Genomic DNA, 17,143 nt, shown 5'->3' on the forward strand with positions numbered 1-17,143 from the left:
TTTGAGGTGCTGGGTGTCTGGGGTGATGGTGATGGGCTCGGCGTGCTGGGGTTGCTGTTGCGTGAGGCCTGGGTGGGGGCTGCTGTGGTGAGGGAGGTGTGTGGGTCTGGGGGAGATGGTGGGGTGGTGCCGGATATGTTCTTCATTGGTTGTCTTTATGTTCGGTCTGGGGGAGTCGTCGCTCGTGCGTGGAACGCTGTTGATCGTGGCTCTCGTGCTGAGCCTGTCCGCGTGCGGGGTGGTGCCTCCGCTGGTCAACTGGCCTCCCGGTGTGCCTCCACGGCCTCCGCTGTCACAATCCGCGTCGCCGTCGCCGAGCGGGGATCCGTCCGCCAGCGCTGTTCCGTCCGGCAGCGCTGTTCCGTCGGCGAGCGCGGTTCCGTCTACGGGTGCGGTTCCGTCTACGGGTGCGGTTCCGTCTGCGACTGCCGTGCCGTCCGCGAGTGTGGCGCCTATTCCTTCCGGTACGAGGGAGGCGCTGACGGCCGGGCGGGCGCGGCAGACCATGCGGGATTGGGTGCGCAAGTACAACGCGACGATCAAGAAGCGCAAGTGGTGGAGAGAGGACTCCCGGCTCGACGCGCTGTTCGTCGAGGGGGCGTTGCACGAGGGCGTGCTCGAACGCAACCACGAGGACTTCGGGTGGGAGCCGGGGCACAAGCCGATCAACCCGACCGGCACCCCGGTGGTCTACCTGCCCAGGCCCGAGCAGCAGCCTTCGTTCGGTGACTGGTTCATCGCGCAGGCCACTTACAAGGACACCAAGGGGCACTCACGTCCGCACGTGCTCGCGTTTCTTCGCACGCCCGGGGAGTCCTTCCGGCTGGCCGTCGCTGCTCCCATCCACTGGGGGCAGCGGATGCCCAGGCCGCAGCTCGACGCCGACGGTTACGTCACGGACATGGACAACGACATGGCCCGCGCCGTGGCCAAGGAGTACCTGAACTTCTGGAACAACGAGAAGAAGGAGGGCGCCTCCGGCTACCGGCTGGCCAAGAACAGCTTTAGCCGTAAGGCGTTTCCCGAGGTGTACAAGGGGTTGTACGTCAGGTTCGCCGGACATGGCTCGGTCTTCGGCTTCCGTACGGCGGACGGCGGCTCGTTCTTCCTCTTCGCCATGATCAATGACTCCAAGAGCGTCAACCAGGTGCTGAGCGAGGCGCTGCTGGTGCCCAAGGGCAGCAAGACCATTCAGGAACTGGGCGCCAACTGGTTCTCCTAGCCGGCGACCCGGCCAACGCCCTTGGCCAGCCGGCGGCCCCCGCCTGGCCGCCGGCTGGTTGCGCTCGGTTCGCGGGTGGTGCCTGGTCTGGGTTCGGCACCCCGGGTGGTGCCTGGTTGGGTTCGGTGTGGAGGGCGGCGTTCTGCTGCGTCGTTGTCACGCTGGTCCGGATTGAGCGCGCGTTTGGCTGTGCCGGCGTCTGGACAGGGCGGGGATCGGTGGGCGGCGCCTTGCTGCGTCGTTGTCACGCTGGTTCGGTTGAGTGGGCTATGGGCCGCCTTGCCGTTCTTGCACAGGGTTCCGTTGGGTGGACTGTGTGCCGCCTTGCCGTTCTTACGCCGGGTTCGGTTGCGTGGGTGGGCCGCCCTGCCGTTCTTGCGCCGGGTTCGGTTGGACGGGTACGTCCCGCCGTGCCCGCGTTACGCCGGGCCCGGTTCGATGGTTCTGGCTGCCCGTGCCGGAAGCAGCAGGGCGGTGGCGACCACGGCCACCGACAGCACCGCGCCGATGACGAAGGCCAGTCGCATGCCGCCCAGCGCGGCGAGCGTGTCGGTGAGGCCCGTGGACCGGAGCGCGTCGGCGCGCACGCTCATCACGGTGACCACGAGCGCGGTGCCGAAGGCCGCCGAGACCTGCTGCAACGTGCTCAGGATCGAGCTGCCGTGGGAGTAGAGCCGCGGAGGGACCGCGCCGAGCCCGAGGGTGAACACCGGCGTGAACGTCAGGGCCAGGCTCACCATCAGCAGCGCGTGCAGGCCGAGGATCTGCCAGTACGGCATGGTCATCGAGACCTGGGTGAATCCGGTGAGCGCCAGCATGATCCCGATCGCGCCGGGGATGACGAGCACGCGGCCGCCGTACTGGTCGAACAGGCGGCCGACGGCCGGACCGAGCAAACCCATCGCCAGGCCGCCCGGCATCACGAGGAGCCCGGTCTCCAGGGCGTTGAGCTGGCGCACGCTCTGCAGGTAGAGCGGTAGCAGGATCATCGAGCCGAGCATCGCCATGAACGCCACCGACATCATGACCAGCGCGACCGTGTAGGTACGGTGGCGCAGGGTGCGCAGGTCGAGCAGCGGCACCCCGCGCTTCTGCAACGACAACTGGCGCAGCACGAAGACGGCGATGGTGATCAGACCGGCCGCCACGATCGCGGCGGCCACGCCCGCGTCGCCGCCCTCGAACCGGCTCAGCCCGTAGACCAGCCCGCCGAAGCCGGCCGCCGCCGTCACCACACTCAGCCAGTCGATGCTGCTCGACCGGGGCTCGCCGATGTTCTCGAGCCGCTTCAGGCCGCGCCACGTGATCAGGGCGGCGATGGGCAGCACCACGGCGAACAGCAGCCGCCACGGCCCGACCTGGAGGAGCACTCCCGAGACCGCCGGGCCCATCGCGGGCGCGACCGAGATCGCCAGGGTGACGTTGCCCATCACCCGGCCGCGGTCCTCCTCGGGCACCACCTGCATCAGCGTGGTCATCAGCAGCGGCATCATCACGGCCGTGCCGGACGCCTGGATGATGCGCGCGCCCAGCAGCACCTCGAACGACGGAGCGACGATGGCCACCGCCGTGCCGAGCAGGAACAGGCCCATCGCGACCGAGTAGGCGCGGCGGGTGGGCACCCGTTGCAGGAACCAGCCGGTGATCGGGATGACCGCGGCCATGGTCAGCATGAAGGCGGTCGAGAGCCACTGCGCGGTCTGCTCGCTGATGCGCATCGCGGCCATCAGCTCGGGGATCGCGTTGATCATGATGGTCTCGTTGAGGATCACCACGAACGTGGCGAGCACGAGCAGCCGGATCACGGCCGGCGTGCGCCCCGGCGTGACGGCCGCGGGCCTGGCATTCGCATCGAGTTGTGGGCTGTGCACGGCACCTCGATCGGGATTGTCGGGCGGAACGCGGTCAAGGCCGGCGTCATGGACTCGGGTCTCAGAAGAAGTCGCGGTCATGTACAGACTGACCGGGACCACTGACAGAACTCATCGCCTGCTCCCCACATTGCGGCAAGTGATGCGAAATGTCACCTGATTTTCACGCTAAGTGAACGGGTGGCGTGGCCCATGGGTTTCATGCGTTGGCCGGGTTGCACGGGTTGAGTGGTGGGTTGAGTGAGCGGCCGAGCTCCGTCACCTTCGGCCGTTGGTAGCGATCGCGCGGGTGCGGCGGTGAAGGGGGCCGCAATGCGGCGGTGAAGGGGGCCGCAATGCCGCGGTGAAGGGGGCCGGGGTGTGGGTGGTGAAGGGGGCCGCAATGCCGCGGTGAAGGGGGCCGGGGTGTGGGTGGTGAAGGGGCCGGAATGCGGCGGTGAAGGGGGTCGGGGTGTGGGTGGTGAAGGAGGGCCGGGGTGTGGGTGGTGAAGGAGGGAGTGCGTTTGGGTGTCACAGCCGTACGGGCTGTGCTTTCGCCGGGTCCGCTCTCGGCGGCGCCTCGGCCGGGCATCCGCACGGAGGCGGGTCGCTGGGTGCGGTGGCGCTGGTCATCGGGCTGGGCTGGACCTGCGCGAGGCTCATCCGGGGTACTGGACGGGGGTGGCGGGGACCGGCGGGTGCTCGGCCAGGACGCGTGTTCCGCCGGGATGGCGGCCAGCATGGCCTTCATGGCGGCGCTGGCCCTCTGACGGTGTCAGGCGTTCGGTACGGAAGCGGGCGTGAGGACGCCGCGGGGCGCCGGACGTGGGTCGAGGCCCCGCGGCGGAGGGGGTCAGCGGCCGGCGTAGCGGATGTTCGGGCGGGACGGCGTGGTCATGCCGTGGCCGAGGAAGTAGTCGACGTTGCCGGACTGCAGGTAGCCCTTGAGGGTCAGGCCGTTACGGTAGGCCGGGTTGTGGGCCAGGGTGTAGAGCCGGGTGTCGGTCGGCCGGTCGGTGGTGAAGATGATCAGCTCGTCGTACGTGGCGTTGGTCAGCACCACCTCCTCGCGCCAGTCGCCGAGGATGTCGCCGATCAGGTGCGGGTAGACGGAGTTGCCCAGAGCGGTCACCGCGCCGTACTCCGAGGTGGTCACCACGCGGGGGAGCGTGGCCGGCGGGGTCGGGTTGGCGGGGTCCCACTTCTCGATGCGGGCGTCGCGCCGCTCGGGGAAGGGGTCGGAGTTGAACAGCTCGCGCAGCGGGTCGCCGTCCCACCACACGCCCATGTGCGGCCACGGCTGCTTGCTGGTGTCGGGCTCGGCGAGCCGGTTGGTCGCGGCGTTGTAGAGGCCGGTGGGCCTGCCCTGCTCGTAGTTGACCTCGCCGTTGATGGACCAGACCTCCATGCCGGGGAAGCGGGGGTCGATGTCGGCGACCATGCCGCGGCCGGCGTCGGCGCCGGGTTCGGTGGTGCGGTGCTGCCAGATCATGGCGCCGGTGGCGGCGTCGTAGTAGTAGTCGAGCAGCCCGCCGGGGTGGTCCTGCTGGATGCCGTACCCCTCCAGGCCCGGCCTGGCGGGGTCGATGTCGGCGATGAACCAGCGGTCGCCGTGGATGATCCCGTGCGGGGCGAGGCTGTAGCGCAGGGTGCCGTCACCGTTGAGGACGAACCCGATCTCGCCGACCTCGTCCTTGCCGTCGCCGTCCACGTCCACGATGCGGGTGTTGTGGCCGTCGGGCAGGTCCTGGTCGCCGCGCAGGAACTTCCACTGCTGGTTCAGCGCGCGGCCGTCGAACGTCCACGCGGTGTACATGAGGTTGAAGCCGCCGTTGCCGATCCGGTTCTTCATGTACGCGACCAGGCTCGGCGTCTTCCCGTCCAGGTAGCCGACGCCGAAGCGGGCGTACATGGGGCCGTCGGCGAGGTAGTCGCCGGGCACCGGGGCCGTCGCCCTGGGCGCGCCGGTACGGCCGTCGAGGATGGCGATCGACTGGCGCACGTCGTCGGTCTCGGTGTGCTTGCTGCCGTCGCCGAACGTGACGCCGTCGGCGACCCGGACGGCCACCTCGGCCCGGCCGTCGCCGTCGAGGTCGTAGACCGTGACGCCGTCGTTGTGGCCGACGTCGACGGTGGCCGAGCCGCCCTCGATGTTGTTCTGGTTCACGCTGTTGGGGCCCAGGTCGACCTCCCACAGGAACCTGCCGTCGCTGCGGTAGGCCTCCAGCTTCTGGGGAGCGGTCTGGCGGTCCAGCACGTAGTCGTAGGCGCCGTCGCCGTCGAGGTCGCCGACCCAGACGAACTTGATCCGCCCGCCCTCGCGCAGCGGTACGCGGACCGCCGGCTCTGTCGCGTGGCCCGCCGTCAGGGTGAACGGCCGGCTCGGCGGCTGCGGGCGGCGGTCGAGCACCGGGCGTACCCGGTAGCGGTTGGTCCTGCCGAGGTCGGCGGTGGTGTCGACGTAGTTGGTGCCCTTGGTCAGCACCCTGCGGTTGAGCTTGCGGTACGGCCCGCCGTCGGTGGACCGTTCGACGTCGAAGCCGATGCCCTGCGGGTCGAGCCCGAGCAGGCGCCAGCTGACCAGCACCTCCTTCTCGCCCGACCGCACGGCCACCACGCCGCGGTCGAGCCGCTCCATCAGCCGCCCGTCCCCGCCGTGGCCGTGGCCGTTGCCGTTGCCGTTGCCGTTGCCGTGACCGTGACCGGCGGTCTCGGCCCGTGCCGGCTGCGGCTGTGTCACGGGGGCGGCCGCCGCCGGGCCCGCCGCCGGGCCGATGGCCAGGCTGGTCAGCACGCAGAGCGTCAGCGCTCTCATGGCGCGGTTCTTGCCGGGTGTGCTTCGGGACTCAACAGGAGGGGTACGCCGGGACGTCATCGCCATAGGGGGGCTCCAGTCGGATGGGCGAAACATCGATGAAACGGCCATGAGTTGAACCGTTTACTACGGGAGGAATCGCAACATGCGCAGCATCCCCTGTCAAGGTGGAGTTCTCCGCATGGATGCGGTTGCAGTGCGATAGCGCCGACGGCTGGTCTCCGGTGCAAGGGGCCTCGGCTGATCAGGACAAATGTCGGGAGATCGAAGGCTGGGACGCCTCCGTGGCGTCGCTGCTGTAAACGGTTTATCCACCGGGTGGCCGGGCTGGTCCGGGGTTTGGGCGTTTAGGTTAGGCTCTCCTCATTTTGAGGCCCGAGTTCCGGAGGAAGCGTGACGGTCGCGGTACTGCCCGGCGGGCGGGCGTCCTGATGGCCACGGCCGCCGAAACGCGCCCCGCCACCGCCGCCACCGCCGCCACCGCCGCCACCGACGTCCGCCGGCGGCGGGCCGTGGGCCTGGGCGTGCTCCTGGCGGTCCTCGTGGCCGCCGCCGCGGTGTCGCTGGCCGTCGGCGCGCGCGCCCTGGGCCCCGGCGAGGTCTGGCACGGCCTGTTCGCCGCGCCGGGCGCCGACCAGCGGCTCACCGAGATCCGGCTCATCGTGCAGACCGTGCGGGTGCCCCGCACCATGCTCGCGATCGTGGCGGGCGTCGCCCTGGGGGTCGGCGGCGCGCTGATCCAGGGGTACACGCGCAACCCGATCGCCGACACGGGCCTGCTGGGGGTGAACTCCGGGGCCTCGTTCGCGGTGGTCCTGGTGATCGTCCTGTTCGGGTTCGCCAGCCCGTTCCAGTACGTCTGGTTCGCCTTCCTGGGCGCGGCGGCCGCGGGCGCGGTCGTGTTCGGGCTGGCCAGCATCGGCAGGGGCGCCGGCAACCCGCTGACGCTCGCCCTGGCCGGGCAGGGCATCGCGGTGTTCCTGGCGGCGATGACGACGGCGGTCGCGCTCGCGGACCAGACGGCGCTGAACGCGCTGCGCTTCTGGAACGCGGGCTCCGTGGCCGGCGTCGGGTTCGACGTGATCTGGCCGGTGACCGCGTTCGTCGCCGTCGGGCTGGTGCTGGCGATGACCACCCTGCCCACCGTCAACCTGCTCAACCTGGGCGACGACGTCGCCCGGGGCCTCGGCGTGAACGTCGCGCTGAGCCGGGCCGTCGGCGTCGTCGCCATCACCCTGCTGGCGGGCGCGGCGACGGCGGCGTGCGGCCCCATCGCGTTCCTCGGGCTCATGGTGGCCCACATCGCCCGGTACGTGACCGGGCCCGACCACCGCTGGCTGGTGCCGTACGCGGGGCTGCTGGGCGCGGTCGTCCTGCTGGTCTGCGACATCGTGGGGCGCGTGGTGGTGCGCCCGGGCGAGCTGGACGCGGGCGTGGTCGTCGCCCTCCTCGGCGCCCCGTTCTTCGCGGCCCTGGTCTGGCGCGGAAAGTTCAGGAAGGCATGAACGCGACGAACGTCAAGTCCTCGGTGCCGCCGGGCGTGCGGCTGGGCCGCCTGTCGTTCGTGTGGCGGCCCTGGCTCGTCGCCGTCACGCTCTTCCTGGCGGCGGCGACCTTCCTGCTGTTCTGCCTGTCGATCGGCGTCGGGGACTTCCCCATCGGGCTGCCCCAGGTGGTCGCCACGATCTTCGGCCGGGGCGAGCGGGTGGACGCGTTCGTCATCATGGACCTGCGCATGCCGCGCGCCCTGGCCGGGCTCGTGGTGGGCGTCGCGCTGGGCGTGTCGGGGGCGATCACGCAGTCCGTCGCGCGCAACCCGCTGGCCAGCCCGGACATCCTCGGCATCACCGGCGGCGCGAGCGCGGTCGCGGTGTTCCTGGTGACCGTGTCGGGCGGGGCCGCCGCGGCGGTCGTCAGCGCCGTGGGCCTGTCCGCGGCGGCGCTGGCGGGCGGGCTGGGCACGGGCCTGCTGGTGTACTTCCTGGCCTGGCGGCGCGGGATCGACGGCTTCCGGCTCATCCTCATCGGCATCTCGGTGAGCGCCGTGATGGAGGCGATCACCGCCTGGCTGCTGGTCACGGCCGACATCAGGGACGTGGCGCGGGCCCAGGCGTGGCTGGTCGGCTCGCTGGACGGCCGGTCGTGGCACGAGGTCCAGGTGGCGCTGTGGTGCTCGCTCGCCCTCGTGGCCGTGGTCGCCTGCGCCGCCTTCCCGTTCAAGCCGATGCGCTTCGGCGACGAGGTGGCGGCGGGCCTGGGGGTCCGGTACACGCGGGTGCGCGCGGTCCTGCTGTTGTGCGCGGTGCTGCTGGCCGGGGTGGCGGTGAGCGCGGCCGGCCCGGTGCCGTTCGTCGCGCTCGTGGCGCCGCAGGTGGCGATGCGCCTGGCGCGGCGCCCCACGCCCCCGCTGGTGGCCTCCGGCCTGGTGGGCGCGCTGCTGCTGATCGGCGCGGACCTGGTGGCGCGCGCCGCGCTGCCGATCACCCTGCCGGTCGGCGTGGTCACCGCCGCGATCGGCGGCCCCTTCCTGGTCTATCTGCTGGTACGCGCCAACCTCCGCGGCCGACGTCAAGGTTAGGCACACCTAAGTAAAGTGGGTCTTGTGGTCGCACAGCACATCACCGCAGCCGGCGGCGCCCCCCGGCTGGCAGCCGAGGGCGTGACGGTCGGATACGGCGCGCGTACCGTCATCGACGGTCTCGACGTCGTCATCCCGCCCGGCGTGGTCACCACGATCATCGGCCCCAACGGCTGCGGCAAGTCGACCCTGCTGCGGACCCTGTCGCGGCTGCTCAAGCCGGTCAAGGGCACGGTCGTGCTGGACGGCGCCGACATCGCCGGCCTGAAGAGCAAGGACGTGGCCAAGAAGCTCGGCCTGCTGCCGCAGGCGCCGGTCGCGCCGGAGGGACTGACGGTGGCCGACCTGGTCGCCCAGGGCCGCCACCCGCACCAGAGCTGGCTGCGGCAGTGGTCGTCGGACGACGCCGCGGTGGTGGAGCGGGCGCTGGCCATGACCGGGGTGTCCGACCTGGCCGACCGGCCGGTGGACGCGCTGTCGGGCGGGCAGCGCCAGCGCGTGTGGATCTCGATGACCCTGGCCCAGGGCACCGACCTGCTGCTGCTGGACGAGCCGACCACGTACCTGGACCTGGCGCACGCGGTCGACGTGCTCGACCTGGTGGACGACCTGCACGAGTCGGGGCACACCGTGGTCATGGTGCTGCACGACCTCAACCTGGCCACCCGCTACAGCGACAACCTCATCGTGATGAAGGCGGGGGCGATCCTGGCGCAGGGCCACCCGCGGGACGTGATCACGGCCGAGCTGCTGCACGAGGCGTTCGGGCTGCGGGCCAAGGTGGTGGACGACCCGGTGGGCGACCGGCCGCTCATCGTGCCGATCGGCCGCGCCCACGTACGCGACGGGGGCGGCGTACAAGCTGGATCGGACGCGCGGGGAGGGGCGGGCGCGGTCTGACGAGGGCAGACGAAGTTAGGTTAGTCTACCCTTACTTCTCTGTGTTAGGGTTCGCCTGCCTTCATACGGGTTTGTAGCGGACAGCGCGGAACAAGGGATTTCGGATGCTCCTCCATCGAACGACACTGACGAAGTCCCGGCGGCGGCTGGCGGCGATCCTGTCCGCCGCCACCCTCGGCGCCGGGCTTCTCGCGGGTTGCGGCTCCGACCCGGTGGAGCAGCGACAGCCGAGTGCCGGCGGCACGGGCGCCGCGACCGGCGCGTTCCCCGTCACCGTGGAGCACGCCTTCGGCTCCACGCAGATCACCAAGGCCCCGGAGCGGGTCGTCTCCGTCGGCTACACCGACGACCAGGCCATCCTGGCGCTCGGCGTCAAGCCGGTCGGCATGGTCGACCAGTACCCGAACCCGCCGGGCCAGGTTCCCGACATCAACACGCAGTGGCCGTGGGTGAAGGACAAGTGGGGCGACACCCGTCCCGAGGTCATCATGAACAACGGCGACTCCGGCCCCAACTACGAGAAGATCGCCGCGCTGCGCCCCGACCTGATCATCGCGGTCTACTCCGAGATCGACCAGGCCGCCTACGACAAGCTCTCCAAGATCGCCCCGACCGTGGGCCGCACCAAGGCCGAGAAGGAGCCGTTCAGCGCGCCCTGGCAGGACAACGCGGTGCACATCGCCAAGGCGCTCGGCAAGGAGGCCGAGGGCGCCAAGCTCGTGCAGGGCATCCAGGACAAGCTCGACGCCGCCCGGAAGGCGCACCCCGAGTTCGCGGAGCAGACCGCCGTCGCGCTGTCCTGGTACAAGGACTCGGTGGCGCCGTTCACCACCACGGACGTGCGCGGGCGGCTCGTGTCGGGCATCGGCTTCAAGGGTGCGACGGAGATCGACAAGATCGCGGGCGGTAAGTTCTACACCGTGCTGTCCCCCGAGCGCATCGACCTCATCGACGTCGACCGCATCTTCGTCATCAACGACCAGGCCGACCAGGAGGCGCTGAAGAAGTTCGAGCTGTTCGCCAACCTGCCCGCGGTCAAGGAGGGGAAGGTCTCCTACCTCCTCGACAGCGAGGGGCCGGCGGTCGGCGCGGCCATGTCCCAGGGCACCCTGCTGTCCCTGCCGTACGCGATCGATGAGCTCGTCAAGTCGGTCGGCTGACCCTCCCGATGACCCCGTCCCGCCCCCGGCCCGCCCTGACCCGGACGTGAGCACCACCACCGGCACCACAGCCGGCACCACAGCCGGCGCCCGCACCGCCCCCGGCGTCCTGCGCACGGCGACCGGGCGCGAGGCCGGCCGCTGGGTCGCCGCGCACTTCCGCCAGGCGCCCTGGCTGACCGGCGCCACCGCGCTCACCTCGGTGGCCGGGGCGGCGCTCCAGGTGCTGCCGGTGCTGCTGCTCGGCCGGGTGGTCGACGGCGTGGTCCAGGGCGAGCCGCCCTCCGTCCTGGTCACGGTCGGGGCGCTGATGGTGGCCGCCGCGCTGCTCGGCGCGGGGGCGGCCGCCGCCTCGGCGTACCTGATCGGGCGGCTGGGCGCGGAGCTGCTCGCGCGGCTGCGGGAGGCGGCCGTCCGGGCGGTGCTCGGCCTGCCGAGCGCGCGGATCGAGCAGGTCGGCCGGGGGGACGTGCTGTCCAGGGTCGGCGACGACGTGGCCGTGCTGTCGAAGGGCATCCGCACGGCCGTCCCCACGGTCTTCTCCGCCGGGGTGCTGGTCGTCATCGCCACGGCCGGCATGTTCGGGCTGGACTGGCGGCTCGGGCTGGCGGGGGCGGGGGCGCTGCCGGCGTACGCGCTGGCCCTGCGGTGGTACCTGCCCCGCTCCGCCCCGCTCTACCGGCGGCAGCGGGCGGCCCAGGCCGACCGCGCGCAGGCGCTGATCAGCGGGCTGAACGGGATCGACACCGTTCGCGCGTACCGGCTGGAGGGGGCCTTCCGCGAGAGGGTCTCCGCCGAGTCGTGGCGGGTGCGGGAGCTGGGCATCGAGGTGTTCCGGTTCTTCGGCCGGTTCGTCGGCAGGGAGAACCGCGCCGAGTTCATCGGGCTCGTCCTGATCATCGTGGTGGGGTACGCGCTGCTGGAGGCCGGCGCCGCCACCCTGGGCGAGGTGTCGGCCGCCCCGCTGCTGTTCCACCGGCTGTTCAACCCGCTGGGCGCGATCATGTTCACCTTCGACGAGGCGCAGAAGTCGGGCGCGAGCCTGACCCGGCTGGTCGGGGTGCTGGGCGAGGCCGCGGAGGAGCGCCTGGTGGGCAGCGTCGCCCCCGGAACCGGACGGGAGCGGCCCGCCGACGCCGACGCCGACGCCGACGCCGGGTCCGCGGGCGCGCGGCCGGTGGACGGCGCCGCGGCCGGGGCGGTGGGCGGCGTGGCCTATCCCGTGACGGTCGAGGGGCTGACGTTCGGGTATCCGGGGTCCGAGCGGCCGGTTCTCATCGACGTCGACCTGACGATCCCGGCCGGCGGCTCGCTGGCGCTGGTGGGCGCGACGGGCGCGGGCAAGAGCACCCTGGCCGCGCTGATCGCCGGCATCGGCGCCCCGCAGGCGGGGACGGTGCGCATCGGCACGACCGATCTCGCCGGCCTGGACGAGGCCGGGGCGCGCGCCCTGGTGAGCATCCTGACCCAGGAGACGCACGTGTTCTCCGGCCCGCTCGCCGATGACCTGCGGCTGGCCGCGCCGCAGGCGGGCGACGACGAGCTGTGGGAGGCGCTGCGCACGGTCGGCGCCGAGGAGTGGGCCCGCGCGCTGCCCGACGGGCTGCGCACCATGGTCGGCGAGGGCGGCGAGCGCCTCGACACCACCAAGGCCGCCCAGGTCGCGCTGGCCCGGCTGGCGCTGAGCCGCGCGCCGGTCGTGGTGCTGGACGAGTCGACCGCGGAGGCGGGCAGCCAGGGCGCCGCCGAGCTGGAACGGGCCGTGGCGGCCGCGTGCCGGGGACGTACGACGCTGTTCGTCGCGCACCGGCTGACCCAGGCCGTGGCGGCCGACCGGATCGCCGTGCTGGACGCCGGGCGCGTCGTGGAGCAGGGGACCCATGAGGAGCTCGTGGGCCTGGGCGGCCGGTACGCGCGGCTGTGGCGGGCCTGGCGCGAGGGCGGATGAACGCGAGGGCGGATGAACGCGATGACGACTCCTGACCCGCGGGGCCCCCGTACCGGCTCCGCCATCCTCCGCACCGCGCTGCGGCGCAACGTCGGCGCCATGGCCGCCGGCACCCTGCTCATGGGCCTGTACCAGGCGGGCGAAACCGCCTTCCCGATCGCGCTCGGCCTGATCGTCGAGCACACCATGCGAGAGCGGAGCCTGCCCGCGCTCGGCCTGTCGATCGCCGCCCTCGCCGTGATCATCACGGTCGTGTCGTTGTCGTGGCGGTTCGGCATGCGCATCCTGCAGAAGGCCAACACGACCGAGGCGCACCGCTGGCGGGTGCAGGTCGCGGACCACGGGCTCCAGCCGGTGGCCAGGGACGTCGATCTCAAGTCCGGCGAGGTGCTGACCATCGCCACCGAGGACGCCGACCAGACCGCCGACATCATCGAGGTCGTGCCGCTCCTGGTCAGCTCGCTGGTCGCGGTCGCGATCGCGGCGGTGGCGCTGGGCCTGGCCGACCTCAGGCTCGGCCTGCTGGTGATCGTGGGCACCGTGGCCATCCTGTCGGTCCTGAGCGTCATGTCCCGGCGGATCGGCACCAGCACCCGCGAGCAGCAGGCGCGGGTGGCGCGGGCGGGCGCGAAGGTCGCCGACCTGATCACCGGCCTGCGCCCGCTGCACGGCTTCGGCGGCAACCACGCGGCGTTCCGGTCCTACCGGAGGGTCAGCGCGGAGGCGCGGAACCAGGCGATCACCGTCGCCCGGGTGAACGGCGCGTACGAGGGCGCCGCCCTGGCCATGAACGCGATCCTCGCCACCGCCGTGACGCTGACGGCGGGATGGCTGGCCTTCCAGGGGCGGATCACCATCGGGGAGCTCGTCATGGCCGTGGGGCTGGCGCAGTTCGTCATGGAGCCGCTCAAGCTGTTCTCCGAGATGCCGAAGTACGTGATGACCGCGCGCGCCTCGGCGCAGGGGATGGCCCTGGTGCTGGCCGCGCCGCCGGTGATGACCCCGGGGCGGGACCGCCCGTCCCCCGGGGGAGACCTCGAACTGGACGGCGTCCGGTACGGGTCGCTGCGCGGGCTGACGTTCCGGGTGCGGGCCGGCGAGTTCGTGGCGATCGCCGCCTACCAGCCGCGCGTGGCGGCCGACCTCGCGGCGGTGCTGGCCATGAACGTCCCGCCCGCCGCGTACGAGGGCGTGATGCGCATCGGCGGCCGGGCGGCGGCGGACCTGTCCATCGAGGCGGTACGCGAGCACCTGCTGGTCAACCCGTACGACGGCGAGATCTTCGCGGGCACCCTGCGCACGAACGTCGATCCCTCCGGCACCGGCCGGCTGGTCCCCGAGGCCGTCGAGGCGTCGATGCTGGCCGACGTCGTCGCCCTGCACCCCGAGGGGCTCGACCACGGCGTCCGCGACCGCGGCGCGAACCTCTCCGGCGGGCAGCGCCAGCGGCTGTCCCTGGCCCGCGCCCTCGCCGCCGACAGCGACGTCCTCGTGCTGCACGACCCGACGACGGCGGTGGACGCCGTCACCGAGCAGCTCATCGCGCGCAACCTCGCCGCGTTGCGCCGGGGCCGCACCACCGTCGTCATCACCGCCGGTCCGGCCTTCCTGGACGTCGCCGACCGCGTCCTCGTCCTGGACGGCGGCGTCGTCACCGCCCAGGACACGCACCGGAACCTCCTCGGCGCCGACGAGAACTACCGCCTGGCCGTGGCCCGCTGACCCGCCGGCGGAGCGTGGCGCGCGCCGCCGGGGAGGAGGGTCAGGCGAGCCCGGGAAGGGCGGCGGCCACGCGGGCGGCGGTCTCGCGCAGCCAGATGTGGGCGGCGTCGTGGGTGTGCACCGGGTGCCACCACAGGGCCTCCCGCAGCGGCACGGCCTCGAAGGGGCAGGGCAGCGCGCGGACGGGGGCCAGGTCGCGCAGCAGGTCGGCCAGCCGCCGCTGGATGAGCGCGACCCGCCGGGTGCCGGCCACCAGGCCCGGCAGGAGCTGGAAGCTCTGCACGGACACCTCCACGTACGGCTCCAGGCCGAGCATGGTGAGCTGGCGGGTCACCGGCGCGTCGAAGGTGCGCTGGTAGACCACCCACGGCAGGCGGGCCAGGTCGTCGAGGGTGACGGCGTCGCCGACGTCGGGATGGTCGTCGGCGACCAGGCACACCCACTCGTCGCGGTAGAGCTCGACCGCGGGCATCCCGGAGATCACGCCGTGCGGCATGAGCATGCCGTCCACGCCGGACAGTAGCACCTCGGGGCTCTCCACCAGGTCGCGCGGCACGTGCCGGAAGTGCAGCCGGACGCCGGGCGCCGCCTCGTGCAGCGCCCGGCTGAGCGCGGTGCCGAAGACGGCGATGGCGTAGTCGGAGGAGAGCAGCGTGAAGTCGCGCTGCTCGGTGGCGGGCCGGAAGTCGGCGCGGCTGGTGAACAGCCGCTCCAGCACGGCGCAGGCGTTGGCGACGGGGGCGCGCAGCGCGGTGCCGAGCGGGGTCAGCTCGTAGTGGTTGCCCTGCCTGACGAGCAGCTCGTCGGCGAAGTGGCGGCGCAGCCGGGCCAGGGCGGCGCTCATCGCGGGCTGGCTCAGCCCGACGCGCAGGCCCGCCCTGGTGACGTTGCGCTCCTCCAGCAGGGCGCGCAGGGAAACGAGCAGGTTGAGGTCGAGGGTGGCGAGGTTCACGAGGGTATCCAGCTCATGGATGACGGCGATCCAAAGAATCGATTTCCCAGATCTCCCGGGATGGCTCAAGGTTAAGGCATCCCATCGGAGGAAACCTCGTGGAAACATCCCCGCCCCTCGCCGGCCCCTTCGCGCTCGGCACCTTCTCGGCCGGCTCCGGCCCCGCCTTCCCCGGCCTGGTCACCGGTGACCGGGTCCTCGACCTGAGCGTCCACGCCCCCACGACCCGGGCGCTGCTCGAACGCTGGGACGACGTGCTGCCGCTGCTGCACGCCGCCGCCGCGAGCACGGCGGGCGAGTGGCTCCCGCTGGCGGAGCTGCGCGTGCACGCGCCGGTCGAGCCCCGGCAGATCTTCCAGTCGGGCGCCAACTACCGCACGCACGTCATCGACCTGGCCGTGGCGCACGAGCCGGCCGGCGGGCGGCCCGCCGGGCAGGTGCGGGCCGAGGTCGCGGCGATGATGGACCGGCGCGCGGCCGAGGACCGGCCGTACGTGTTCATCGGGCTGCCGTCCTCGGTCACCGGGCCGTACGACGACGTGGTCATCCCGTCGTGGTGCACGAAGCCGGACTGGGAGCTGGAGCTGGCGGCGGTGATCGGCCGTCCGGCGTTCCGGATGGATCCGGAAAATGCTCTCGATCATGTCGCGGCCTACACGATCGCCAACGACGTCACCGCGCGGGAGGTGGTGTTCCGGCGTGACATGCCGGAGATCGGCACCGACTGGCTGCGGGCCAAGGGCGCGCCCACGTTCACGCCGCTGGGCCCGTACCTGGTGCCGGCGGCCTTCGTCGGCGACCCGGGCGACCTGCAGGTGACGCTCAGGCTGAACGGCGAGGTCATGCAGGACGAGTCGACCAAGGACATGATCTTCGACGTGGCGCGGCTGGTGTCCTACGTGTCCCGGACCGTCGAGCTGCTGCCCGGCGACCTGGTGCTGACCGGCAGCCCGGCGGGCAACGGCCTGCACCACGGGCGGCTGCTGCGCGACGGCGACGTCATGGAGGGCACGATCACCGGCCTCGGCGCGCAGCGCAACAGGTGCCGCGATGAACGCTGAGCGGGCCATCGCCGAGGCGGCGGCGAAATACTCCAACTGGGGCCGCTGGGGCGCGGACGACGTGCTGGGCACGGTCAACTTCATCGGCCCGGCCGAGCGCCGTGCCGCCGCCGCGCTGGTCCGGCGGGGCGTGACGTTCTCGCTGTCGCAGCGCTTCGACGCCGACGGGCCGCAGAAGGGGTGGCGGCGGCGTACGAACCCGGTCCACACAATGACCGACACCGGCCTCGACGCCGTCCACGGCGACCAGGGCTTCCCGCACGGGTTCGGCGGCGCGGACGACGTGATCGCGATGCCGCTGCAGTGCTCCACCCAGTGGGACGGCCTCGGCCACATCTTCGACCACGGCAAGGCGTGGAACGGCCGCCCCGCCGACAAGGTGGTCACCAGCGAGGGCGACCGGGTCACCGGCATCGAGCACCTGGCCGCCCCGGTGGCCGGGCGCGGGGTGCTGCTGGACGTGGCGGCGGTGTACGGCGAGCTGCCCGACGGCTTCGCCATCACCGAGGAGCACCTGACCGCCACCGCCGCGGCGCACGGCGTCGAGATCCGCCGCGGCGACCTGGTGTGCGTGCGCACCGGCCGGCTGGCCAGGGCCAGGCGCGAGGGCTGGGGCGACTACGCCGGCGGCCCCGCGCCGGGCCTGTCGTTCTGGAGCGCGGGCTGGCTGCACCGCACCGAGATCGCCGCCGTCGCCACCGACACGTGGGGCTTCGAGGTGCGCCCCAACGAGTTCGCGAACGCCTTCCAGCCGCTGCACCAGGTCGTCATCCCGCACCTGGGCCTGCTGGTCGGCGAGATGTGGGACCTGGACGCGCTGGCCGCCGACTGCGCCGCCGACGGCGTGTACGAGTTCTTCCTCACCGCCCCGCCGCTGCCGATCACCGGCGCGGTGGGATCCCCCGTCAACCCCCTGGCCATCAAGTGAGGCGAGC

General features: G+C 72.2%; 12 protein-coding genes. 9 read left to right on the forward strand and 3 right to left on the reverse strand.

All coding sequences use genetic code 11. The annotated features are described in order from the left end of the window. The first annotated feature begins 445 nt into the window (after positions 1 to 445). Positions 446 to 1,222, forward strand: coding sequence for a DUF8094 domain-containing protein (locus IO39_RS09505; RefSeq protein ID WP_157548100.1), 777 nt, complete (start codon positions 446 to 448; stop codon positions 1,220 to 1,222). A gap of 419 nt (positions 1,223 to 1,641) precedes the next feature. On the opposite strand, the gene IO39_RS09510 is transcribed toward IO39_RS09505, so the two are convergent. Both IO39_RS09510 and IO39_RS09515 read right to left on the reverse strand, forming a co-directional pair. Next, positions 1,642 to 3,093: an MDR family MFS transporter gene (locus IO39_RS09510; RefSeq protein ID WP_245641881.1), complete on the reverse strand. Its 1,452-nt coding sequence runs from the start codon at positions 3,091 to 3,093 to the stop codon at positions 1,642 to 1,644. Positions 3,094 to 3,925: 832 nt separating this feature from the next. Continuing rightward, complete coding sequence (locus tag IO39_RS09515) at positions 3,926 to 5,887, reverse strand: rhamnogalacturonan lyase family protein (protein WP_052422649.1); 1,962 nt, start codon at positions 5,885 to 5,887, stop codon at positions 3,926 to 3,928. Positions 5,888 to 6,318: 431 nt separating this feature from the next. Between IO39_RS09515 and IO39_RS09520 the strand changes: the two genes are divergently transcribed. The 6 genes from IO39_RS09520 (at position 6,319) to IO39_RS09545 (ending at position 14,195) form a co-directional block, all read left to right on the forward strand. Beyond that, complete coding sequence (locus IO39_RS09520; protein ID WP_043619140.1) at positions 6,319 to 7,392, forward strand: FecCD family ABC transporter permease; 1,074 nt, start codon at positions 6,319 to 6,321, stop codon at positions 7,390 to 7,392. Next, complete coding sequence (locus IO39_RS09525) at positions 7,389 to 8,465, forward strand: FecCD family ABC transporter permease (protein WP_043619143.1); 1,077 nt, start codon at positions 7,389 to 7,391, stop codon at positions 8,463 to 8,465. The genes IO39_RS09520 and IO39_RS09525 overlap by 4 nt, the downstream gene beginning before the upstream one ends. Before the next feature lie 24 nt (positions 8,466 to 8,489). Continuing rightward, positions 8,490 to 9,365 (forward strand): ABC transporter ATP-binding protein, encoded by an 876-nt coding sequence (locus tag IO39_RS09530; RefSeq protein ID WP_052422650.1) that lies wholly within the window; start codon positions 8,490 to 8,492, stop codon positions 9,363 to 9,365. A gap of 104 nt (positions 9,366 to 9,469) precedes the next feature. Next, positions 9,470 to 10,525: an iron-siderophore ABC transporter substrate-binding protein gene (locus tag IO39_RS09535; protein ID WP_043619146.1), complete on the forward strand. Its 1,056-nt coding sequence runs from the start codon at positions 9,470 to 9,472 to the stop codon at positions 10,523 to 10,525. Positions 10,526 to 10,571: 46 nt separating this feature from the next. Beyond that, positions 10,572 to 12,473 carry an ABC transporter ATP-binding protein gene (locus IO39_RS09540; RefSeq protein WP_043619149.1) on the forward strand — a complete coding sequence of 634 codons (1,902 nt, stop codon included), beginning with the start codon at positions 10,572 to 10,574 and terminating at the stop codon, positions 12,471 to 12,473. A 21-nt stretch (positions 12,474 to 12,494) separates the two neighbouring features. Then, positions 12,495 to 14,195, forward strand: a complete 1,701-nt coding sequence (locus tag IO39_RS09545; protein ID WP_043619452.1) for an ABC transporter ATP-binding protein — start codon at positions 12,495 to 12,497, stop codon at positions 14,193 to 14,195. Positions 14,196 to 14,235: 40 nt separating this feature from the next. Here IO39_RS09545 and IO39_RS09550 read toward each other — a convergent pair whose 3' ends face one another. After that, on the reverse strand, positions 14,236 to 15,147 hold the full coding sequence (locus IO39_RS09550; protein WP_043619151.1) for a LysR family transcriptional regulator: 912 nt from the start codon (positions 15,145 to 15,147) through the stop codon (positions 14,236 to 14,238). A gap of 98 nt (positions 15,148 to 15,245) precedes the next feature. Between IO39_RS09550 and IO39_RS09555 the strand changes: the two genes are divergently transcribed. After that, a complete protein-coding gene (locus IO39_RS09555; RefSeq protein ID WP_043619152.1) occupies positions 15,246 to 16,208 on the forward strand; it encodes a fumarylacetoacetate hydrolase family protein in 963 nt (320 codons plus the stop codon). Continuing rightward, on the forward strand, positions 16,198 to 17,136 hold the full coding sequence (locus tag IO39_RS09560) for a cyclase family protein (protein ID WP_043619154.1): 939 nt from the start codon (positions 16,198 to 16,200) through the stop codon (positions 17,134 to 17,136). Before IO39_RS09555 ends, IO39_RS09560 begins: the two co-directional genes overlap by 11 nt. Positions 17,137 to 17,143: the final 7 nt, after the last annotated feature.

It is taken from the genome of Nonomuraea candida, from assembly GCF_000725485.1.
Lineage (GTDB): Bacteria > Actinomycetota > Actinomycetes > Streptosporangiales > Streptosporangiaceae > Nonomuraea > Nonomuraea candida.